At 53.7% G+C, this 21331-nt stretch carries 20 protein-coding genes; 10 read left to right on the plus strand and 10 right to left on the minus strand.

The annotated features are described in order from the left end of the window. Window positions 1-6 precede the first annotated feature (6 nt). Genes murA through tsaB form a run of 3 tightly spaced genes read right to left on the minus strand, consistent with a single transcriptional unit; the run spans window position 7 to window position 2683 of the window. The gene (gene murA / locus FYJ73_RS11110; protein ID WP_154534790.1) at window positions 7-1317 is read right to left on the minus strand and encodes a UDP-N-acetylglucosamine 1-carboxyvinyltransferase; all 1311 of its coding nucleotides are present in this window, start codon (window positions 1315-1317) and stop codon (window positions 7-9) included. A gap of 8 nt (window positions 1318-1325) precedes the next feature. Beyond that, window positions 1326-1934 (minus strand): DUF4290 domain-containing protein, encoded by a 609-nt coding sequence (locus FYJ73_RS11115; protein ID WP_154534791.1) that lies wholly within the window; start codon window positions 1932-1934, stop codon window positions 1326-1328. A 56-nt stretch (window positions 1935-1990) separates the two neighbouring features. Continuing rightward, complete coding sequence (tsaB, locus tag FYJ73_RS11120) at window positions 1991-2683, minus strand: tRNA (adenosine(37)-N6)-threonylcarbamoyltransferase complex dimerization subunit type 1 TsaB (RefSeq protein WP_154534792.1); 693 nt, start codon at window positions 2681-2683, stop codon at window positions 1991-1993. Between the two features lie 227 nt (window positions 2684-2910). On the opposite strand from tsaB, the gene FYJ73_RS11125 reads away from it, so the two are divergent. The 3 genes from FYJ73_RS11125 (at window position 2911) to nadD (ending at window position 5195) form a co-directional block, all read left to right on the plus strand. Beyond that, complete coding sequence (locus FYJ73_RS11125) at window positions 2911-3786, plus strand: YicC/YloC family endoribonuclease (RefSeq protein WP_154534793.1); 876 nt, start codon at window positions 2911-2913, stop codon at window positions 3784-3786. Between the two features lie 251 nt (window positions 3787-4037). Further along, the gene (gene gmk / locus FYJ73_RS11130; RefSeq protein WP_154534794.1) at window positions 4038-4607 is read left to right on the plus strand and encodes a guanylate kinase; all 570 of its coding nucleotides are present in this window, start codon (window positions 4038-4040) and stop codon (window positions 4605-4607) included. A gap of 12 nt (window positions 4608-4619) precedes the next feature. After that, window positions 4620-5195: a nicotinate (nicotinamide) nucleotide adenylyltransferase gene (gene nadD, locus FYJ73_RS11135; RefSeq protein WP_154534795.1), complete on the plus strand. Its 576-nt coding sequence runs from the start codon at window positions 4620-4622 to the stop codon at window positions 5193-5195. Window positions 5196-5269: 74 nt separating this feature from the next. Here the strand turns inward: nadD and FYJ73_RS11140 are convergent, their stop codons facing one another. The 5 genes from FYJ73_RS11140 to aroQ all read right to left on the minus strand — a co-directional run bounded on the left by FYJ73_RS11140 (window position 5270) and on the right by aroQ (window position 10051). Beyond that, complete coding sequence (locus FYJ73_RS11140; protein ID WP_154534796.1) at window positions 5270-6889, minus strand: RluA family pseudouridine synthase; 1620 nt, start codon at window positions 6887-6889, stop codon at window positions 5270-5272. 122 nt (window positions 6890-7011) lie between these two features. Beyond that, entirely contained in the window at window positions 7012-7905 is an 894-nt protein-coding gene (locus tag FYJ73_RS11145) for an FAD-dependent thymidylate synthase (protein WP_154534797.1), read from the minus strand. A gap of 84 nt (window positions 7906-7989) precedes the next feature. Further along, entirely contained in the window at window positions 7990-8895 is a 906-nt protein-coding gene (xerD, locus tag FYJ73_RS11150; protein WP_419471151.1) for a site-specific tyrosine recombinase XerD, read from the minus strand. Between the two features lie 38 nt (window positions 8896-8933). Further along, window positions 8934-9617, minus strand: a complete 684-nt coding sequence (locus FYJ73_RS11155; protein ID WP_154534799.1) for an O-methyltransferase — start codon at window positions 9615-9617, stop codon at window positions 8934-8936. Beyond that, on the minus strand, window positions 9614-10051 hold the full coding sequence (gene aroQ, locus FYJ73_RS11160) for a type II 3-dehydroquinate dehydratase (RefSeq protein ID WP_154534800.1): 438 nt from the start codon (window positions 10049-10051) through the stop codon (window positions 9614-9616). The genes FYJ73_RS11155 and aroQ overlap by 4 nt, the downstream gene beginning before the upstream one ends. Before the next feature lie 323 nt (window positions 10052-10374). On the opposite strand from aroQ, the gene FYJ73_RS11165 reads away from it, so the two are divergent. Beyond that, the gene (locus FYJ73_RS11165; protein WP_154534801.1) at window positions 10375-12303 is read left to right on the plus strand and encodes an AAA domain-containing protein; all 1929 of its coding nucleotides are present in this window, start codon (window positions 10375-10377) and stop codon (window positions 12301-12303) included. Between the two features lie 83 nt (window positions 12304-12386). Further along, window positions 12387-13349, plus strand: a complete 963-nt coding sequence (locus FYJ73_RS11170) for a transporter (protein ID WP_154534802.1) — start codon at window positions 12387-12389, stop codon at window positions 13347-13349. 243 nt (window positions 13350-13592) lie between these two features. On the opposite strand, the gene ribD is transcribed toward FYJ73_RS11170, so the two are convergent. Then, window positions 13593-14585: a bifunctional diaminohydroxyphosphoribosylaminopyrimidine deaminase/5-amino-6-(5-phosphoribosylamino)uracil reductase RibD gene (ribD, locus tag FYJ73_RS11175; RefSeq protein ID WP_154534803.1), complete on the minus strand. Its 993-nt coding sequence runs from the start codon at window positions 14583-14585 to the stop codon at window positions 13593-13595. A 35-nt stretch (window positions 14586-14620) separates the two neighbouring features. Here ribD and prmC point away from each other — a divergent pair, with 35 nt between their 5' ends. The 4 genes from prmC to FYJ73_RS11195 all read left to right on the plus strand — a co-directional run bounded on the left by prmC (window position 14621) and on the right by FYJ73_RS11195 (window position 17257). Beyond that, window positions 14621-15496: a peptide chain release factor N(5)-glutamine methyltransferase gene (prmC, locus tag FYJ73_RS11180; protein ID WP_154534804.1), complete on the plus strand. Its 876-nt coding sequence runs from the start codon at window positions 14621-14623 to the stop codon at window positions 15494-15496. Window positions 15497-15623: 127 nt separating this feature from the next. Beyond that, window positions 15624-16118, plus strand: a complete 495-nt coding sequence (locus FYJ73_RS11185; RefSeq protein WP_154534805.1) for a regulatory protein RecX — start codon at window positions 15624-15626, stop codon at window positions 16116-16118. Beyond that, a complete protein-coding gene (locus FYJ73_RS11190) occupies window positions 16102-16806 on the plus strand; it encodes a ComF family protein (protein ID WP_235899335.1) in 705 nt (234 codons plus the stop codon). The genes FYJ73_RS11185 and FYJ73_RS11190 overlap by 17 nt, the downstream gene beginning before the upstream one ends. Before the next feature lie 73 nt (window positions 16807-16879). Next, window positions 16880-17257, plus strand: coding sequence for a RidA family protein (locus FYJ73_RS11195; RefSeq protein ID WP_154534806.1), 378 nt, complete (start codon window positions 16880-16882; stop codon window positions 17255-17257). Between the two features lie 174 nt (window positions 17258-17431). Here the strand turns inward: FYJ73_RS11195 and FYJ73_RS11200 are convergent, their stop codons facing one another. Beyond that, complete coding sequence (locus tag FYJ73_RS11200) at window positions 17432-18346, minus strand: helix-hairpin-helix domain-containing protein (protein WP_154534807.1); 915 nt, start codon at window positions 18344-18346, stop codon at window positions 17432-17434. A gap of 370 nt (window positions 18347-18716) precedes the next feature. On the opposite strand from FYJ73_RS11200, the gene FYJ73_RS11205 reads away from it, so the two are divergent. Continuing rightward, window positions 18717-20600, plus strand: coding sequence for a heavy metal translocating P-type ATPase (locus FYJ73_RS11205; protein ID WP_154534808.1), 1884 nt, complete (start codon window positions 18717-18719; stop codon window positions 20598-20600). The last annotated feature ends 731 nt before the right edge of the window (window positions 20601-21331 follow it).

Below are 21331 nucleotides of genomic sequence, written 5' to 3' on the forward strand. Positions count from 1 at the left end.
ATAGCGTTAATCGTCCACTCGCTCGATATGCGCGCCCAATTCATTGAGTCGTATGTCGATATTCTCATAACCGCGGTCGATCTGCTGAATGTTATCGATGCGGCTGGTGCCATTAGCACTCATGGCCGCGATCAGCAGAGCAATACCAGCCCGGATGTCGGGACTCGTCATACGGCCGGCACGCAGACGGATGCGATGATCCTGCCCGATGACCACTGCACGGTGCGGATCACAGAGGATGATCTGCGCGCCCATATCGATGAGTTTATCGACAAAGAACAGACGGCTCTCGAACATCTTCTGATGGATGAGCACAGAGCCTCGCGCCTGTGTAGCCACGACAAGGAGCACAGACAGCAAGTCGGGCGTGAGGCCAGGCCATGGAGCGTCGGCCAAAGTCATAATCGTACCGTCGATAAACGACTGCACCTCGTAGTGGCTGTGGTGTGGAATGACAAGGTCATCGCCCTCTTCCTTCACTTTCACGCCCAAGCGACGGAAGGCATCTGGGATAATGCCAAGGTTGCGCAGTGACACATCCTTGATGCGAATGCCGTCACCAACCATTGCCGCCATACCGATGAACGACCCGACCTCGATCATGTCGGGTAGCACACGGTGCTCAGCACCATGCAGTTGGGATACTCCGACAATAGTGATCAGATTGCTACCGATGCCACTGATGTTGGCTCCCATGACGTTGAGCAGGTGACAAAGCTGTTGGATATAAGGCTCACAGGCAGCGTTATAGATTGTCGTCGTGCCTTTGGCCAGCACAGCAGCCATGATGATGTTGGCCGTGCCGGTCACACTGGCTTCGTCAAGAAGCATGTAGGTGCCCTTGAGATGTTGGGCACGTATCTGAAAGACGCTGCAATCCTCACTGTGCTCGAGCTTGGCGCCGAGTTTCTTGAATCCAAGGAAGTGTGTATCTAAACGGCGTCTGCCGATCTTGTCGCCGCCAGGCTTAGCGACCGTGGCTTTGCCAAAGCGTCCAAGCAACGGACCAAACATCAGCACAGAACCGCGCAGTGCCGAGCACTTCTTCACAAACTCCAGACTGTCGAGATAATCGAGATTGAGCTCATCGGCCTGAAACGTATAGTCGCCGGGCGCATTGGCAGTCACCTTCACCCCGATGTCTTTGAGCAGTCTGATGAGATTGTTGACATCGAGAATATTGGGCACATTACTGATCCGCACCTTGTCGCTCGTGAGCAGCGTAGCGCAAATCACCTCCAAAGCTTCGTTCTTGGCTCCCTGTGGCGTGATGGTTCCACTCAGGGCATGACCGCCTTCGATAATGAATGATGCCATAAGCAGTATTACTTTCTTTTGCGTTTTTTGGAAGGAGTAGCTTGCTGGCGCTCGCGCGTGTTGATCTTCTCAAACTTAAACGTATCCAAGTCCAGCTGTATCTTTCCGTCGGTATAGCGTGCTAAATCATCAGCGACCTTTTCGTCATCGCTGTAGCCGTGACTCCACTGTACAAGGTCACGCTTCATCTGATTGGCAGTCAGAGCCACGAGCTGATCACGCTCTGGCCCCGGCTCCATCATCTTCAGCTGGTCAAAGAGCTCAAAGACCATTGAGCCATAGTGGCGCACGGGGATCCGCGACATCGGATAAGGCACCGGCTGAGGCTTGTCAAGGATCACCTTGGCTCCGCTGACATCGTATGGCCAGTCGATATCCAACTTGAAATCGGTCATCAGTGCCAGATGGTCCCAAAGCTTCTGCTTATAGTCAGCACTTTCGCGTACTTGTGGGAACATCCGTTCCATCGTAGCGACAATCGTATACGCACAGCGCAACCGCTCGGCCTTGGTCTTCAGTCCGATGGCATAATCTGCCATGTTCTGCACTTCACGGCCATATTCCGGCAAGACGAGTTTCTCGCGTTGGGTGTTATAATCCAATCCTTTAATATTCATGTGTGGTAACGTATGGCTTTGCGCCATTATATTTTGTGGAGTAGTAAAAGATCTGCTTACAGAAGTTTACGTGGCAGCTTAGCCACAAAATTCTTGAGATAGAACGGCACGAAATAGGCAACATCCTCAAAGTGTTCCTGAGCCATGCGCTTTTCTGCCAGCGGCAGCATGTTCTTGGCAATTGGTTCGATGCCTTCGATGAAGTGTGCATTGGGATGATTGATGGCATCCTTGCATTTCAGCGCACCATTACCGAAGAAGTAGACGGGATGCTCGTCAAGAAATGCTTTGTAAGTATCGCCATCCACCACGTCAGCATGGATCGGACGCACTTCATGGAGCGAACGGTCGAAGAGCTGTGCATAGACTTCCATGCGGCGTGCATCAAGCATCGGGCAAAGCAATGCATTCTCTTCTTTCACCATTTCCTGCAACAACACCGGCACGCAGAGCAACTCCAGCGTCGGCACGCCGATGAGTTTCAGTCCACGTCCATAGCAAATACCTTTGGCCATCGACACGCCAATGCGCAGACCGGTGTAAGAGCCCGGACCACAACTCACGGCGACAGCATCCAAGGGGATGGCATGGTTATCGGTGAAAGAAAGAGCCTCGTCCACAAACGAGCCCAAACGCTCGGCATGATTGGGACCGCTGTGGTCTTCTTTCTCAAAAAAGCAGCTTCCGTCTTGCGTGACGGCTACGGAGCACACATTCGTGCTCGTTTCTATATTCAGTATGCAAGACATAATCTAAAACTTACTATATTCACTTGTGCTTATTTTATCAAGTATGTCTAATTTCACTTGTGCTTATTTTATCAAGTATGTCTAATCTGTGCAAAGATAGCTAATTTGTAGCACTTAGAGAGTATTCAACCCGCTTTTTTAAGAAAATAAAGGAAATAGTCGCCCAGCAAGTGCTTTTCTCCCTGATTTTTTGTATATTTGCACGAACTAAATTATTTCAAGTCGTTATGATACAGTCAATGACAGGCTATGGCCGCGCCACAGTGACCTTTCAAGCCAAGAAGATACACATTGAGGTAAAGTCGCTCAACAGCAAGGCGCTCGACCTTTCCACACGCATTGCGCCCGTATACCGTGAAAAGGAAATGGAAATCAGGCAAATGATTGCCAAAGCACTCGTCCGTGGCAAGGTGGACTTCTCTGTGTGGATTGAGAAAGACGACACACAGGCCAGTATGCCCATCAACACAGCTATCGTGGAGTCTTATTATAAGCAGATCAAAGCAGTATCTGCCAAGACGGGTATTCCCGAACCGCAGAACTGGTACGACGTACTGTTGCGCCTGCCCGACACACTCGGCAAGCCCGAGGAAGAAGAAGTCAGCGAGGAGGAGTGGACTGCCGTACGCACCGGCATAGAAAACGCCATCGCCGACCTACAGGCTTTCCGCCGTCAGGAAGGTGCCGCACTGGAAAAGAAGTTCCACGAGAAGGTCGACAACATCGAAGCACTACTGAAGTCGATCGAGCCCTACGAGAAAAGCCGCGTGCCAAAGATCAAAGAGGCTATCGTCAAAGGACTGGAGCAAATCCCAGAAGTGGACTACGACAAAAACCGCTTGGAGCAGGAACTGATTTACTACATCGAAAAGCTGGATATCAGCGAAGAGAAACAGCGACTGACCAACCACCTGAAATACTTCCGCGAGACGCTCGACGAGGATAAACCCAACGGCAAAAAACTGGGCTTCATCGCACAGGAGATGGGACGCGAAATCAACACCACCGGCTCCAAAAGCAATCAGGCTGAGATGCAGAACATCGTGGTAAAGATGAAAGACGAGCTTGAGCAGATCAAGGAGCAAGTGCTCAACGCATTGTAAAGAGCAGCCTTACTCCCAGCTCCTTCAAGCCTCACCCCCCGCCCCTCCCCAAGAGGGAGGGGAGTGATATGCTCCAAGAGTCGTAGTGAAGCAAGGCTACTGGTTCGCAAAACAGCTGGCTCCCGCCCGGTTCTGCCGGTTTACGCTTGGTTCTGCTGTTTATCGCTTGGTTCTGTTTGACGCTGCTCAGCAGCGTCCTCCTAACTTGTTCCTCATTCATCGATTCATCCTTCAACATTCATCATTGTACAATGGGTAAACTCATCATATTCTCCGCACCATCAGGCAGTGGCAAAAGCACCATCGTGAGCTGGCTGATGAAAGAACATCCGGAACTAAAGCTGGCCTTCTCCATCAGCTGCACAAGCCGTGCGCCACGTGGCACAGAGCGCAATGGTGTGGAATATTTCTTCCTCACCGCCGACGAATTCAAGAAAAAGATACAGGCCGGCGAGTTTCTTGAATACGAAGAGGTCTACACCGACCGCTTCTATGGCACGTTGAAGTCGCAGGTGGAAACGCAGACGGCAAGAGGTGAAAACGTCGTTTTCGACGTTGACGTGAAAGGCGGCTGCAACATCAAGCGGCAATACGGCGACCGTGCCCTGAGTCTGTTTATTCAACCGCCTTCGATCGACGAACTGCGCAACCGGCTCGTCCACCGCGCCACCGATGCGCCGGAAGTCATCGAGCAACGACTGGCCAAAGCATCCTATGAGCTGACCTTTGCGCCTCAGTTCGACCACGTGGTTGTCAACGACAATCTTTCGAAAGCCGAAGAGGAGACCTACCGGCTTGTCAAAGAATTCCTTGAAAAATAAACGCTCTCGCTTATGGCTCGCATCGGCATCTTCGGCGGCAGCTTCAATCCCATTCATGTAGGGCACATCGCCTTGGCGCGCCAGCTCCTCGGGTTGGCACGTCTTGACGAGATCCTGTTTGTTGTCTCTCCTCTGAATCCTTTTAAAAAGCAAGCCACAGACTTGATGGACGACAACTATCGGCTGGCCCTCGTGGAGATGGCCTTACAGGAAGAGCCAAAGATGAAAGCCAGCGACGTGGAGTTTCATCTACCCAAACCATCTTACATGTGGCGCACGCTCGAGCATCTGAGCCTGTCGCGCCCTGACGACAAGTTCGTGTTGATCATCGGTGCCGACAACTGGCTGGCCTTTAACCGCTGGGCGCATTACGAAGAAATCCTCAACCACTACGAGCTCGCCGTCTATCCGCGACCGGGCTATCCCGTTGACACAACCTCTCTGCCAGCCAACGTACACGTCTACTCTACCATGCTCTTTCCGGAAAACAGCACAGAGATCAGACGCCGCCTCGCTGCCGGAGTGTCCATTCACGGACTGGTACCCCTAAAGATAGAAGCAGAACTGTATAAGAATAAAACACAATAACCATACAGCTACAGGAATAACCGTCTCGCCTGTCAACCACAATCAGTACACTACATAGATAAGACATCCCTTCCTTATTCTCTGTCAAAGTCTATTTTCCACTCAAAGGTAACGCTTTTGCCGCTACGGGGATGGCGAAAGGTAAGTTGCTCGGCGTGCAGACACAACCGGCGGCCACGTTGCCCGTAGAGCTCATCTCCCACAATCGGATTGTTCAAACCATCGGGATGCGCACAGTGTACCCGTAACTGATGAGTACGACCTGTCTGAGGATAGAGTGCCACATGCCGGTCGTCGAGCTTCTGGTAATAGGTTGTCGCCGTCTTGCCATGGAGCTTATCAACCATTTGTCGCGGACGGTCATCGAGATCCGGCCGAAGCGGCAGCGACAAAACACCGTCTTCCGTCTTCATCTCATGGCACAACCGCGCCACATAGCGCTTTTTCACCTCGTGGCGCAAGAACTGGTCTTGCAGATTGTGATAAGCCGCCCATGTCTTTGCGATCACCATCAGTCCACTCGTCGCCATGTCGAGCCGATGGACGATCAGCGGTCCCTCGGCTTCCGGACAATGGGCTTTCATCAGACTATACACGCTCTCCCGCAGGCTCTTCCCTGGCACAGAGAGCATACCCGCGGGCTTACACACCACACAGATATCGGCATCCTCATAGATGACGGGCAACTCTTGGTGACGCTCATCGTCAAGAGGATTCGGTGCCACATCCATACCCTTCAACATCCACCACAGCAGTGGTTTGCACTTGCCGTTGCAAGCCGGATAGCACTGAAGATGGTACCTTACCTCTTCCTTCGGACTTTCGCCCCACCAAAACATCGCCATGCTCAGCGGCTGCATCCCATGTTCAAAGGCATATTGCAGCAACTTCGGTTCGCAGCATTCGCCGCTGCCTGCCGGAGCCACCATCTTTCGCCCTTGCCGTTGACCGTAATCACGAAAGATCTCCTCAATGTCCTTCACCTCTCCGCATGCGTTGCGCAGGCGGAACTGACGGAAGAGCCACGACTGCAAGTTGTCGCTCTTTTGTCGACGTTGCTGACGAAGACGACGGAGCGTATCTTCCAACTCGTCGACCGTACGCAATGCCTGCTCCACCTGAGCTCGGTAATCTTTCCGCAAGCGGTGGAGCTCAGCGTTCTCGAATTGCCGCCGCCGGATATATGCTTCCTGGCTCTCCCCCACCCTCGCCCCACTGGGATGATTGGTTTTGAAGTCCGTGATCGCTTTTTCTTGCTGTGCTTGTATCGTTTCCAACTGCTGATGCGCTTCGTGCAAAGCCTGCCCTTGCTCCATGTCGCAGATGCGCTTATTGATGTCGGAGATCTCGGCCTCGTGCGTCTTGAAATATCCGTTGGGCTGGAGATAGTCATAGACTGCCGGCACGAAGTCGGGCCAGTCGCTGCGTCCGGCAATCTGTCCGCTGTAACCGGCTATGTATCCCAGTCCACCGTCTTGCCGTACGATTACCACGCCAAACATCTTGCCTTTGGCTATCTCCGCCTGAAAGCTGGCATCCACCGCTCCCTCTGCAAAGATCTGCTCTTTGTCGCCACGCAGATAAGCCGCCAATTGCGTGATTGCCAACTGGCAAAGCGCATCCGGCTCGTAGTAGAACGGATTGTTCAACCTGACCGGTGGCTGCACGGATGTATCAAGCGGATGGAATATCATAGTTTCTTGGAAGAGTGTCGAAAACGAGAGAAAGGAAAGAGAAAAAACTGAGCCGACCTATAAGGCCGGCTTGTCTGCTAAGTGTGTAAGATGTCCATCGAAAAGACGCTGCGGGAAGGGGATCAGAGCGAAAACCGTCTCTTCATCTCTTCGTAAAGCGGCAGGGCCACGGCCTTAGCGTCGGGATGAGGAGCACCCGTAGTGCCTAAAGCACGCAAATCGAAGAAATGTTTCCAGTCTGAAAGGAAAGCCGTATGAACCAACTCCGTGTTGGTATCCAGCGGCAACACCACGCGAGCTTCCTGAGGCTTACGTCCCAAAGCGGTCAGATTGAGGTAAGCACGCTCGGCAGCTAAGTTGGCGAAGAGCCAGTTATCGGCAGCATCGGCCTCACCCGCAACAACTTTCTTGGTCAAAGCCAGGAAAGCGTCATCGTCGAGACTTACCGTGCCTTCCTCGATCGTCGAAGTCCATGCGCCGTCGGGCAGTTCTTTCACCCATTGCGGCAGGTTGATGGTGATCTCTGCCCCGAATTTCTCCTTTGAGTAATTGCAGTAGCGTGTACTCTGCTCTGCCATGGAGTTGACACGATGACGGTTGAACTCGCGCGTGATAGCTACCTGAGTGGTGAAATGGACCGTGACGCGGCGCTCATGGAGAGCCGTTGGCTCACAGAGTTCCTTGAGGTCGTTCATCCGTCCGTTCTCCACCAGCACACGCAGGTTGGTGGTGACGTAGGCCTTTCCATCCACCATGTTGACATGTGTGAACCGGTTATGGCGATAGAAGTCTGTACGGTCGTCGTGCTCGTCGAGCGTCAGGTAGATAGTGGCGTGCTCCAGCATTGCCGTATGTTTGCTGGCGATCATACGCTCCACAAACGGGCGCGCCGAGTCGGCAGTCTGGTGATTCTCACTTTTGTAACACACTCTGCCACAGCGCTCCACCTGACGGTAAACACCGTCTACTCCGGGTTGCTGCTCCCATATCTCGAAAGAAGGTTGATTGATCTTCATGCTTTTGTCGTTTTGCTTTTAGCTGCAAAGATAAGAAATAATATTGAGACGCATCGGCGTTTTCCGTCTGAAAAATAAAAGTTTTCAGTCGTTGTCTCCCTCGTGCTTGATGTTTCTCGGATGATGCAAGAGGATTTCCTGCCGCAACGACTCGTCGTCCATGTGGGTGTAGATCTCCGTTGTGCCGAGGTCAGCATGTCCGAGCAGTTCCTGGATGATACGCAGATCGGCCCCGCCCTTAAGCAATGCCGTAGCGAAAGAGTGGCGGAGCGTATGAGGCGAAATGGTCTTCTTGATCCCCGCGGCCTCAGCCTGTCGCTTCACCATGATCAGAATCATCGTACGCGTGAGGTGATGTCCGCGTCGGTTGAGAAAGACATAGTCCTCCTCGCCTGGCTTGATGTTCATCTGTCGCCGATCGTCAAACCACAGCTCCAGCTCATGGATGGCACGTTCTGATATGGGCACCAACCGCTGCTTGCCGCCTTTACCGTTGACACGGATGAAGCCTTGTGTCAGGAAGAGGTCGCTGAGCTTGAGGTTGGTGAGTTCCGAGACACGCAAGCCACAGGAGAAAAACACCTCGATGATGGCGCGGTTGCGGTGCCCTTCATTGCTGGTCAGGTCGATGCTATTCTCCAAAGCATCCACTTCCTCGGTGGAGAGATACTCTGGCAAGTGCTGTGGCAGATGGGGAGACTCCAACAGTTCTGTCGGGTCAACGTCGAGATAGCCGTCCAAGACCAAGTAACGATAGAACGAGCGCACACCGCTGAGGATGCGCGCCTGCGACTTTGCGCTGATGCCATGATCGGAAAGCATCGCCGCGAAGTGCTCCAGATCTTCGAGCTTTACGCTTAGCGGGTCGACTCCTTCTTGCTCTAAGTAGCCCAGCAACCACTCCAGGTCGTGTTTATAGGCCTCAACGGTATTGGGCGAATAGCCCCGTTCCAGTTTCAGATAACGCAGATAATGCTTGGTTAATTCCACTATTGTTTTTTCTCTGTCAGACATTCTTCACGCTATAGTCAGCACAGCACACTCTGCCCCGAACAGTGATCATTCAACACTCTGATAATGGTTAGCCCGTCTCGCACGGGCACGATGACCTTTTCCACTCTTTTGTCGTCGCGCACGTGATCGTTGAATGCCCGGATGCCGAGTGTCTGATGATCGTGGTCATAAGCCGGGTCGATGACGTGTCCGTCCCACAGTGTGTTGTCGGCGAGGATAATTCCTCCGGGATTCATCAGTGGCAGGATCGCCTCGTAGGTTTCCACATAGCGCCGCTTATCACCGTCGACAAACGCCATGTCAAAGGCCACGCCCAACTTGGGAGCCTCCACGCAGGCATCACCGATGCGGAAGTCTATCCACGACGAAACCGCGCTGTCCTCAATCCAAGGGCGGGTGAAGTCTTCCATCTCATCGTTGATCTCAAAGGTGAAGAGCTTACTGCCGTCCACGCCCGCCTCGCGCAGTCCCTCAGCCATACAGATAGCAGAGTAGCCCGAGAACGTGCCGACCTCAAGCACATACTTTGGGCGCTGCATCAGCACGAGCATCTTCAGCAGTCGCCCTTGCAGATGTCCGCTTTGCATACGCCCGTGGATGGTATGGATGTTCGTGGCACGATAGAGCCGGTAGAGGTATTCGTCTTCCGGATCGCTGTGGTTGACGATATAGTCGTCGAGCTGTTGCGTGTCGGTCATGCCTTGTCGCTTTGGTGTGCGAGGATGCCACGGATCGCCAGCTCATAGCTTTGCAGGCCAAAACCACAGATGACACCAAGACAGCCTGCCGAGATCATCGAGTGATGGCGGTACTCTTCACGCTGGTGCACGTTGGAGATATGCACCTCCACCGTGGGGCAGCGCAGCGAGCGGATACAGTCGAGCAGTGCAATACTCGTGTGGGTATAAGCACCGGCGTTGAGTACAATGCCGGCGTAGTCGAAGCCTACCTGTTGCATCTTGTCGATGAGCTCGCCTTCGACGTTGCTTTGGAAATAGTCGATCTGCACGTCGGGAAACAGTGCCTTCAGTGTGGGCAGATAGCTCTCAAACGAGTTCTTGCCGTAGATGCCCGGCTCGCGCACACCGAGCAGGTTGAGGTTGGGTCCGTTGATAATCTGTATCTTTCTCATAGTTTTCACTCTCAATATTGTAAAGCTACTGCAAAGATAGTGAAAACGAGTGGAATACGAAAATAAAGCCCAAGCTTTATGTTTATCAAAGACCAAGCAACTCGAAGAAGATCTCCACACCTGCTACCACTTGCTTATGACAGAAACAGGAAAAGAGACTATTGGGTAGTTGACTCCTTATATATATTATAATATTGTCGTTCAATAAGATCTTTGAATGAAGTACAGGAGAGAATGCCGATGAAATCTGTTCACCGCGTCTCACCATTTTTTATTGTCGTTTTCTTTGCCATTCCACTTGTTTGCGCTATCTTTGCAATACAATGTCACAACCATCATCCATACAAGCTCTGCAACAGCAACGGCTGCTTTTGCAGTTGGAGTACCAGACCGAGCGCGAGGCTTTCCGCAAGCAAGCCGACACCATGGGCATGGCACGCCGCGTCAAACGTGGCGATGCCTGGTATCCCGTGCGTGTAGGAAAGAGCTATTACAACTCGCTCAACCAATTCGCGTTGGAGGTCTACCGCACTGCCGACGAGGGCATAGAGCACAACTTCGAATACGGCAAGCCCGTGGTCTTCTTCCGCATGGAGGAAAGCTACGGCAACAATAAGGCCGAGGCTACCGCCAAGATGAAGACCAAGCTCTTCGGCTTCACGGGTACAGTGTCGTATGTCGACGGCGACCGCATGGTGGTGACCATCCCTGAAGGTCATGCACTCGACGTGCAGAGCTGTGAGGCACCCGTGGGCGTACAGCTCTCGTTCGATGAGACCAGTTACCGTACGATGTTCGACGCGCTCGACCGTGTGATGCGTGCCAAGAGCGGACGCCTTGCCTATCTGCGTGATCTCTTCTACAGTCATGTGCCGGCCCAGCGTTTCCACTTCGGCCCCATGCGCTTCCCCTGGCTCAATGCCACACAGGAGCATGCTGTCAATGAAGTACTCTGCGCTAAGGATGTCATGGTGGTGCACGGACCTCCAGGTACCGGCAAGACCACCACACTCGTCGAAGCCATCAACGAGACACTCATGCGGGAGAGTCAGGTACTCGTCTGCGCACAGAGCAACATGGCTGTAGACTGGATCTGCGAGAAACTCGTCGACCGCGGCATCAACGTGCTGCGTATCGGCAACCCGTCACGCGTCAACGACAAGATGCTCGGCTTTACCTACGAACGGCGCTTTGCCGACCATCCCGACTATCCGCAACTGTGGGCTATCCGCAAAGCCATGCGCGAACTGCGCAAGAGCAGGCATGGCCGCGACGAGAAATATCATCAAAAGCTGGAACGACTGAAAAGCCGTGCCACCGAACTGGAGATCCGCATCAACGCCGAACTCTTCGGTGAGGCGCGCGTCATCGCGTCCACACTCGTCGGCTCAGCCAGCCGTCTGCTCGAGGGCATGAAGTTCTCTACGCTGTTTATCGACGAGGCGGCACAAGCTTTGGAGGCGGCCTGCTGGATACCCATGCGACGTGCCGGCCGCGTGATCCTTGCCGGTGACCACTGCCAGCTGCCGCCTACGGTGAAAAGCATTGCCGCCATGAAAGCCGGACTCGGCAAGACGCTCATGGAACGTATTGTTGAGAACAAGCCTGAATGCGTCTCACTCCTACAGGTACAGTACCGCATGAACGACGCCATCATGCGCTTCAGCTCCGACTGGTTCTATGGCGGTAAGGTGGAAAGCGCACCACAGACAGCCCACCGTGGCATCCTCGACTACGACATACCGATGGAGTGGATCGACACGTCAGACATGGAAGTAGGTCCCGATGAGCCCAACTTCCGTGAACAGTTCGTTGGTGAGAGCTTCGGACGCGTCAACAAAGGCGAGGCACTGCTCACGCTCAACACGCTGCGCGACTATTATACCAAGATCGGCAAGCAGCGTGTCCTCGACGAGCAGATCGACGTGGGCGTCATCTCGCCCTACCGTGCACAAGTGCAGTATCTGCGCGGACTCATCAAGCGCGACGCGTTCTTCAAGCCCTTCCGTCATCTCATCACCGTCAACACCGTCGACGGCTTCCAAGGCCAGGAGCGCGACATCATCCTCATCTCCATGGTGCGTGCCAACGACGACGGGCAGATAGGATTCCTTCGCGACCTGCGCCGCATGAACGTGGCCATCACCCGTGCCCGCATGAAGCTCATCATCCTCGGCAATGCCGCCACGATGACGAAGCACCCGTTCTATAAGAAGCTTTTCGACTATGTGCAGGGACTGAAAGAAGAATAAATCATTTAGAAGACATAGTTTGGATGAAACCAGCAACATAGATTTGCACCAACTATAAACAAGGAAAGAAAGAAATCGTTAGTATGAACAAACTCTTGACATTCTTGAAGCAGTGGACGCTGGTGGTCGCACTGTGCGTGGGCTCCTTGGTCTACCTGCTCTTCTCCGAGATACCCGTGTTGGAACCTATAGGCGACTTCATGGGACCAAAGTTAGTGGCGCTGCTGCCCTACGTCATCTTCCTCATTCTCTACGTCACCTTCTGCAAGATACAAGTAAAGGAGTTGCGACCCCGCACGTGGCATTTCATCTTACAGGGGATCCGTGTCGCGCTCTCCGCCATCTGCGTCGCACTGGTAGCCATCGCTCCCTCGGCAGGATGGAAGTTGATCTTTGAGGGCATGTTCATCTGCTTCATCTGTCCCACGGCCGCTGCCGCACCGGTGATCACCGAGAAGCTTGGAGGAAGCATAGAGTCGATGACCGTGTACATTCTTATCGCCAACTGCGTCACCTCGGTCATCATCCCGCTCTTCTTCCCAATGGTGGAGAAGAGTGCTGACATCAGTTTTCTCTTTGCCTTTCTGATGGTACTCAAGCGGGTGTTCATCGTGCTCATCGTACCGTTGTGCCTGGCTCTGCTCACACGCCGCTACCTGCCGCACGTGGCCCAGTGGATTCGTGACCGCCGCAATCTCGGCTTCTATCTGTGGAGCTTCAACCTTTCCATCATCATGGGACTGGCCATGCAGAGCATTCTCCATGCGCCCGTATCGGGCATCACACTGGTAGCCTTGTGCGTCATCCCACTGTTCATCTCTGTCTTCCAGTTTGGTTTGGGCAAGCTCGTCGGCGCGCACTATGGCGACAGCATCAGTGCCGGACAAGCCTTAGGACAGAAGAATACGGTGGTGGGCATTTGGCTCACGCTGACATTTCTCAATCCCTACGCCGCCATTGCGCCCTGTGCCTATGTGGTATGGCAAAACCTCATCAATGCCGTACAACTTTGGGCAAAGGAAAAATACGGAGTGCTGAAGTGGTAAGCGACCCTCCCCGCCCTCCCTAAAAGGGAGGGAGAAAGCATCACAAGATTCCCCTCCTAACCTTCATTACAATAATAGCGAGGCGATAGGAGGCTTATATATATTCGTTATATTTGTTATATTCGTATATATTCTTTATGCCATCAAAGATGGTGCGTTAAAGCCAAATACGCTAATAAAGTACTTATGCGGGTGGCACGCTAATGTCCCCATCCACTCACAAAATACTTACAAGTAGGAAACTCAGGCTTCTTGAGTTGCTTTTCTATAGACTCGGATGATCTGTCCGTCACAGTCTTGCTGACTCTCCAACTCTATTCCATCAGGCAACTGTGGCGCACGCACACCAGCAGCGAGCGTGACGGGAGCTGTCTCCACGCGTAGCTCGTCCCACAATCCGCGGTCGAGAAATGCCTGCAAAGTCTGGGCACCCCCTTCGACAACCAGGCTCTGCTTGCCCTCGGAATAGAGATATTCGAGGACACTGTCTATGTTGTCGAAAGCACGGAAGCCCTCAGGGACGCCCTCACGATGATGCGTCAGCACGAGACGCTCGGGATCGCGACCTGCCCACAGACGTACGTTGAGCCGGGGATGATCACCATCTAACGTGCGCCGGCCGACAAGGATGGCGTCATTCTCCGCCCGCAACTTATGTACAAGCATCTGAGTGAACGGCGACGAAAGAGCGACTTGTCGGCCGCCCTCACCGCTGATGAAACCATCGGCAGACTGTGCCCATTTCAGCAGAATGTAAGGACGATGATGCGTATTGAACGTGATGAACCGCTTGTTCAACGCCAGGCACTCTTTTTCCAACACGCCGACAGTAACCTCTATGCCCGCGTCGCGCAGTTTCTTCACGCCACGTCCCTGCACCTTGGCAAAGGGATCAATGCATCCGCAGACCACACGACGCACGTGCTTACTGATGATCAGGTCGGCGCACGGCGGTGTCTTGCCCCAGTGACTGCACGGCTCCAACGACACGTAGACGGTGGCTTCGCCGAGCAGTGCCTCGTCCTCCGGTTTCACGGAAGCGAAGGCGTTGACCTCAGCATGTCCCTCACCGCAGCGTACATGGTAGCCCTCACCGATGATGCGGCCGTCGCTGCTGACAATCACCGCCCCGACCATAGGGTTCGGCTTGGCGTTTTGCCGTCCGTTGACGGCGAGCTCCAAGCAACGCCGCATGTATTTTTCATCTGTCCTCCTGTTGATTTCTTCTGTGTTCATAGTCCGAAATGCCATTCTTTTATTATCTTTGCACTATGACTTATCAGCAACTATGGCATCAGCTCACGCCTCTCTACGCCGTAGAGGAGGCGCAGGCCATCACCCGACTGGTGTTGGAGACGACCTTTGGCTTCAGCCTCACTGACCTTGTCTGTGGCAAAGTTAGTGAATTATCGGCAGACGACGAAACAAAGCTGCATGAAATATGGCAACGGTTGGAGGCCGGTGAGCCCGTACAGTATGTGCTTGGCGAGGCCGACTTCTTTGGTCGCTCGTTCCGTGTGGCACCCGGCGTGCTCATCCCGCGCCCCGAGACGGAAGGTCTCTGTCGCCTGGTCTTGGACAGGCTCCCCACCGGCGCGCATGTCCTTGACATCGGCACTGGTTCGGGCTGCATCGCCATCACCATTGCCTTGGAAGCCACGCAAGCCCTGGTAGAAGCCTGGGACATCAGCGACGAGGCCCTGCGACAGGCACACGACAATGCCTTGCGACTGGGTGCGCAGGTGCTCTTCCGACAAAAAGACGTGTTGGAAGAAGCGAAAGGAAACGTGCTGGCGAAAGCGGGAGAAGGAGAAGGATGTGAAGAAGTCTGCCTTTACGACTGCATCGTCTCCAACCCGCCTTACATCGCCGACAAGGAGCGCACGACGATGGCACGCAACGTGCTCGACTATGAGCCGTCGACAGCACTCTTCGTGCCCGACGACGACCCGCTGCGATTCTACCGCTCCATCGCTGAGTTGGGGCTGCGACGACTGCGACCGGATGGCCGTCTCTGTTTCGAAATCAATTCGCTCTATGCCGAGGCCCTCAGCAGCCTGCTGATCTCTTTGGGCTATGAAGCAGTGACGATCCGCGACGACGACTACGGCAAACAGCGGTTCGCGACAGCAAGAATGCGAGGATAAGCAAGAGTACCGATAACGCTGATAGCATCGATGGTGCATATAGTCTCTATAGATCCATAGTTTCTATAGATACTATAGTCTCTATCGCTTCTATAAAGTCTATAAAATCTATAAAGGGAAACCGACCATGATCAACGAGGAAACCGCGCGAGCTACGGCAAAGCTCGCCGCCCTCTGTGCCAAAGCAGAGCACTGCACGGGCGAGATGGACAAGAAACTGCGGCAGTGGGGCATCGGTGCCGAAGACCGGCAAACGGTCATCGACTATCTCGTGACCAACCACTATGTCGACGACAGCCGCTATACCGAAGCCTTCGTCGAGGACAAGATACGCTTCAACCAATGGGGACGCCGCAAGATCGAACAGGCTCTCTACGCCAAAGGCGTGTCGGCAGATGTCTACACGCCTGTGCTCGACCGTGTGCCCGACAGTGCTTATCTCGAACAGTTGCGACCGTTGCTCAAAGCCAAGTGGCCGACTATCAAGGCCGACAGCGACTACGAGCGCAGCATGAAGCTCATCAAGTTTGGTATGGGACGCGGCTATTCGCTCGACCTCATCCGACAGTGCATCGACAGCGTGAGCGAAGAAGATCTCGACGGCGATGATGAGTTGGATTGACCGCCTGCTCGATTTCGTCATGCCGCGCTTCTGCCCGATCTGTGGCCGGCGGCTGGCTGCCAACGAGTCTCAACTCTGCTCGTCCTGCCTGCTGGGGCTGCCCTACACGGGATTTCTGGAGCGTCCTTACGACAATCTGGTGGTCGACAGACTCTATGGCAAAATACGGAACTTCGAGCGCGGAGCCTCCCTATTCTATTATATGTACGACGACCGTCGCAACTTCCTCTTTGATCTGAAATACCACGACCGCCCCGAGATGGGACTTTGGCTGGGGCAGGAAGCCGGTCGGCAGATGCTGCGGACAGGCTTTCTCGACGGCATCGACGCGATCATCCCCGTGCCTCTGGCACCTTCGAGACTGCGACAACGGGGCTACAACCAAAGTGAGCTCCTCGCACAGGGCATCAGCGAGATCACCGGCGTACCCGTTCTCACTCACGTAGCACGCCGCACGACGTTTACCCAAAGCCAGACCCACCTGAGCACCGAACAGCGCTTCGAAAACGTGAAAAACGCGTTTCTACTCGTCGACGCTGACGCAATCCGCCACCGCCACGTGCTCATCGTCGACGATGTGGTCACCACGGGAGCCACCACCACCGCACTGGCCTCCCAGCTCTCCACGGCGGGCGACGTGCGTGTCAGCGTCTTTTCGCTGGCCATCGTCAAGCAGCATCATCGGTAAGACAACGTACAAAACGGCAACCAAGAGTCCTATATATAATAGGTGTATCGTTCAACTTTAATATCAACATATCATGAAACAAATTTCAACCAACAACGCTCCGGCAGCCATTGGCCCATACAGCCAGGCCATCCAAGCCGGCAACTTCGTTTTCGTCAGTGGACAACTTCCCGTGGACCCAGCTACAGGCGAGTTCGCTCAGGGAGGCATCAAAGAGCTCACCCGACAAAGTCTGACAAACATCCAGCACATCCTGAAGGAAGCCGGACTGACCATGGCCGATGTGGTGAAGACAACGGTCTTCCTGGCAGACATGGCAGACTTCGCCGACATGAACAGCGTCTATGCTGAGTTCTTCCAGGCTCCCTACCCTGCCCGCTCGGCTGTTGCCATCAAGACGTTGCCCAAGAACGCCCGCGTGGAGATCGAGTGCATCGCAGCAAAAGCGTAAGCCAAGCGGTGGCGCTTGTCATCCGCTTTTTCCTTTTTATCAAGAATTAGAGAATCGGAGAACTTGAGAATTAGACTATTATCTTCAAACGATAATTGTATTCTCCCATTCTCAAATTCTTGATAACCCTTTTGTCGAAGAACAACATCTACCGTTTAGCCCACACCCTGATAGCTAAAACGTCACATAGGGTTCCAGTCGCTTGATTTCTTCGGGTGGAAAATCCTTGCTAAGTCTCAGATCATTCAGACTGTGGATAGGGCCGCGCAACCGGCGGTAGTCCACGATGGCCTTAGCCTGATAATAGTTGATATAGGGATGGCGTTTCAGTTCTGCCAAAGTCAGTGTATTCACGTTCATCTTGTGCACATTGCCTAAGGTTATCTTCAGATAGGGGATAGCCGACTGAGGAAATTCAGCGTCGATCTCCATCAGTTGCTTTTGAGAGACAAAGCCGCCCAAGCGGTCACGATAGTTGATGATGCGTCGAGCCCAATACGGGCCGATACCCGGCACACGTCTCAGCATATTGGTGTCGGCGAGATTCAGATTCACATGCTCCGTCGCGCTGAGCTTGTGAGGATAGTCATAGTGTCGAGAGGTGTCGCTTTCTGTGCGCGTTGCCTTCGTTGTTCCGTTACTGTATCCGCTTCTTCCATATCCGTAATAGTCTGCCGCCGGCTGATAGTCACTGCCGATACGGATATAGGGTGCCAATTCCTCATATTGTTTTTTTGTCAGTCCGTAGAGCCGTGCAAAGTCTTCCTTTCGGCTGAAGACACCACCTGCCGCCCGGTATTTATAGATGCTGCGCACCTGCCAGGGTTGCAGTCCCAGCCTGAGCAACTGGGTGCTGTCGGCAGTGTTCGGGTCGAAGGCAAAGCGGGCGTGACGAGCCATAGGTTGGGCATAGGACACGTTGCCTTTTCGATTTTCTGTCGCCACGGCCGTAGAGTCCGCGACGACTGTCGTGTCCCCACCGTTGCCGCCCACACAAAACATCAAGGCGATGCCCGCCAAGGCCAGTGTCAACAGGAAGATCATCACCAACCTGTCGCTATGCTTATAGAGATAGGACTTGCTCTTCATTGTACTTCCGTTTACTGGTTACCCGCAACACAGTCTCTCCATGCTGCTTGCTGCTTGCAAATATACGGTTTTATCTCTTACCTTGTCATTCATAAAGGCAAAAAGATGGAAAGAAAATCAATATCACCAGCAATACTTATTGGTTTTGACAGTTCATGCCCTCGTTTTGTCTTATTTCGTCCCTTGCAGCACTATCGGCAACTCACGTTCTTGTTTCGTCCCTTGCAGCATTTCACCCCCCTCTCCTTGGGAGAGGGGAACGGGGGTGAGGCTTTTGGGGAGAGGGGGACGGGGGTGAGGCTTCACTTTGCAACCCGGTTGCACGCCAAACTTCTTACCTTTGCACCCAGAAACAAAAAAGAAGAAAACGATGAACAAAAAACTGCTGAGAATCATTCTGTCTGCCGTGCTTCTGTTGGCAGCATGGCTCGTGAACCGCAACATAGCGATGCCCGTATGGGGACAACTGTTAGTATACCTCGTTCCTTATCTCATCGTAGGCTACGACGTGCTGGGCGAAGCATGGGAAGGCATCCGCGAGGGCGACCCCTTCGACGAGGACTTCCTCATGGCGGTAGCCACCATCGGAGCCCTGCTCATCGGCTTTCTCCCCGGTGCCGAACCACAGTTTCCCGAGGCTGTCTTCGTGATGCTGTTCTTCCAGGTTGGCGAGCTCTTTGAGGACTATGCCGAAGACCGCAGCCGCGAGTCGATCACCAAGCTCATGGACATTCGCCCCGACACCGCCAACGTGGAGCGCGGAGGGCAAGTCATCGTCGTAGCACCCGCTGACGTGAAGGTCGGCGAGACCATCGTGGTGAAGCCCGGCGAGAAGATCCCACTCGACGGCACCGTCGTTGAGGGTAGCTCCAGCCTCGACACCGTAGCCCTCACCGGCGAGAGCATACCACGCGGCGTGGACGTTGGCGGTGAGGTCATCTCGGGCTGTGTCAACATCTCCGGCGTGCTGCGTATTAAGACCACGAAGAGTTTCGGCGAGTCCACTGCCTCGAAGATCGTAGACCTCGTAGAGAACGCCAGTGCCAACAAGTCGCGGAGTGAGACGTTCATCACCCGTTTTGCCCATGTCTACACGCCCATCGTGGTGTTCATGGCACTTGCCTTGGCCTTCATCCCACCATTTTTCTCCCCGAGCTATGCCGACGCCTTCGGCACGTGGCTCTATCGGGCGCTGACCTTCTTGGTGGTGAGCTGTCCGTGTGCCCTGGTCATCTCGGTGCCTCTGACATTCTTCGGCGGCATCGGCGGTGCGTCGCGTCGCGGAATTCTCATCAAAGGCGGCAACTACATGGACGTGCTCGCACGCTGCTCCACAGTGGTTTTTGACAAGACCGGCACGCTGACCAAAGGTGTCTTCGCCGTTGATGCCGTGCATCCCGACCGGATGGATGCCAATGAACTGCTCCATCTCGCCGCCCACGTAGAGCGTTTCTCCACCCACCCCATCGCCGCGGCGCTGCGCCAAGCCTATCCCGACGAGCACGACAACTGCCGCGTCGAGGACATCGAAGAGGTGGCTGGCTATGGTGTGCAGGCCATGATCAACGGTCACCGCGTCTGCGTAGGCAATGAGAAGATGATGCACAAGGTAGGTGCAGAAGTGCACAGCTGCGTGAAATGCCAGGGACATGTGGGTACCGTAGTGCATGTTGCCGTCGACGGAAGCTACGCCGGACATGTCGTCATCTCTGACCAGGTGAAGCCCGACGCCCGTGAGGCGGTGGCGAGCCTGAAGCGCCTCGGCGTCCAGCGCACGGTGATGCTCACCGGCGATCATGAGCAGGTGGGGATGTTCGTAGCCGACACGCTCGGTCTCGACGAATACCATGCCGGACTGCTGCCTGCCGACAAGGTGGAACACGTAGAGCGTTTGCTGCGTGAGAAACCAGCGGGGACAAGTCTTGCCTTCGTCGGTGACGGCATCAACGACGCACCGGTCTTGGCACGTGCCGACGTAGGCATCGCCATGGGAGCCTTGGGCAGTGACGCTGCCATCGAGGCCGCCGACGTGGTGCTCATGGACGACAAACCGTCGAAGATCGCCGTTGCCATCCGCGTGGCACGCCACACGCTGCGCATCGCCCGCCAAAACGCGGGCTTTGCTATCGGCGTGAAGGTCGCCATCCTCGTCCTCGCAGCCTTCGGCCTGGCAGGCATGGGACTCGCCGTCTTCGGTGATGTTGGCGTGATGGTCCTCTGCGTGATCAATGCCACACGGGCACTGAGAGCGTAACAGAGCAAGGAGTCTTGTTCGTATTTTCCTTGACAAAAGTCTGTCAGGATTTCCTTTCATTCCAGAGAAGAAAGAAAGGGGATTGAACGACCAAACCACGGCCGGAAATGGCAAAAAGCATGGCTTTTCTCTCAAAACAGTGGAGGCACAACCTCAAAAACCGTTTTTCTCACTGTCAGAAAGGTGAGATGACACGATGAAAAAGGTACTTTGACGAAAAATTCTCTAGAGAATTTTTCGTCAAAGTACCTTTCTGACAAGAGCGCAAAATCGTCATTTTTCATACATCGCTGTAAATAAACATATTACAAAAACGCCCGAAAATCGCAAAAAATCGACCGAGAGGACTCTTGCTCGCAAAAATCGCATTTTCAGTGCCCGTTTTTTGTCAGTTTATCCAACAAACAAAAAGAGCCCTTCCCTAACCCTCCCCAAAGGGAGGGAATTGCAATACCCTCAACATAGCTATGTCATAAGAGTGTTAGAATTTGGTCTAACGCTCCGCTACGCGGAATCAAGAAGATAAACGAATATAGTCTGAATTTTCGATTAATTTGTAGCGATAACGCAAGCTGCAAAGCCAATTATCTATAAATCAGTTTATATTTAACTTATTATGTTTTGTCATTTCATTTATTATTGTTACATTTGTAGCGGTAATCAAAGATATAGCACAATGGCAAGGCCTATAAGCGATGAGACGGCTCACAAGGTGACGCTTCACATCAATA

Origin of the sequence: Hallella mizrahii (genome assembly GCF_009695775.1) — a bacterium.
Lineage (GTDB): Bacteria > Bacteroidota > Bacteroidia > Bacteroidales > Bacteroidaceae > Prevotella > Prevotella mizrahii.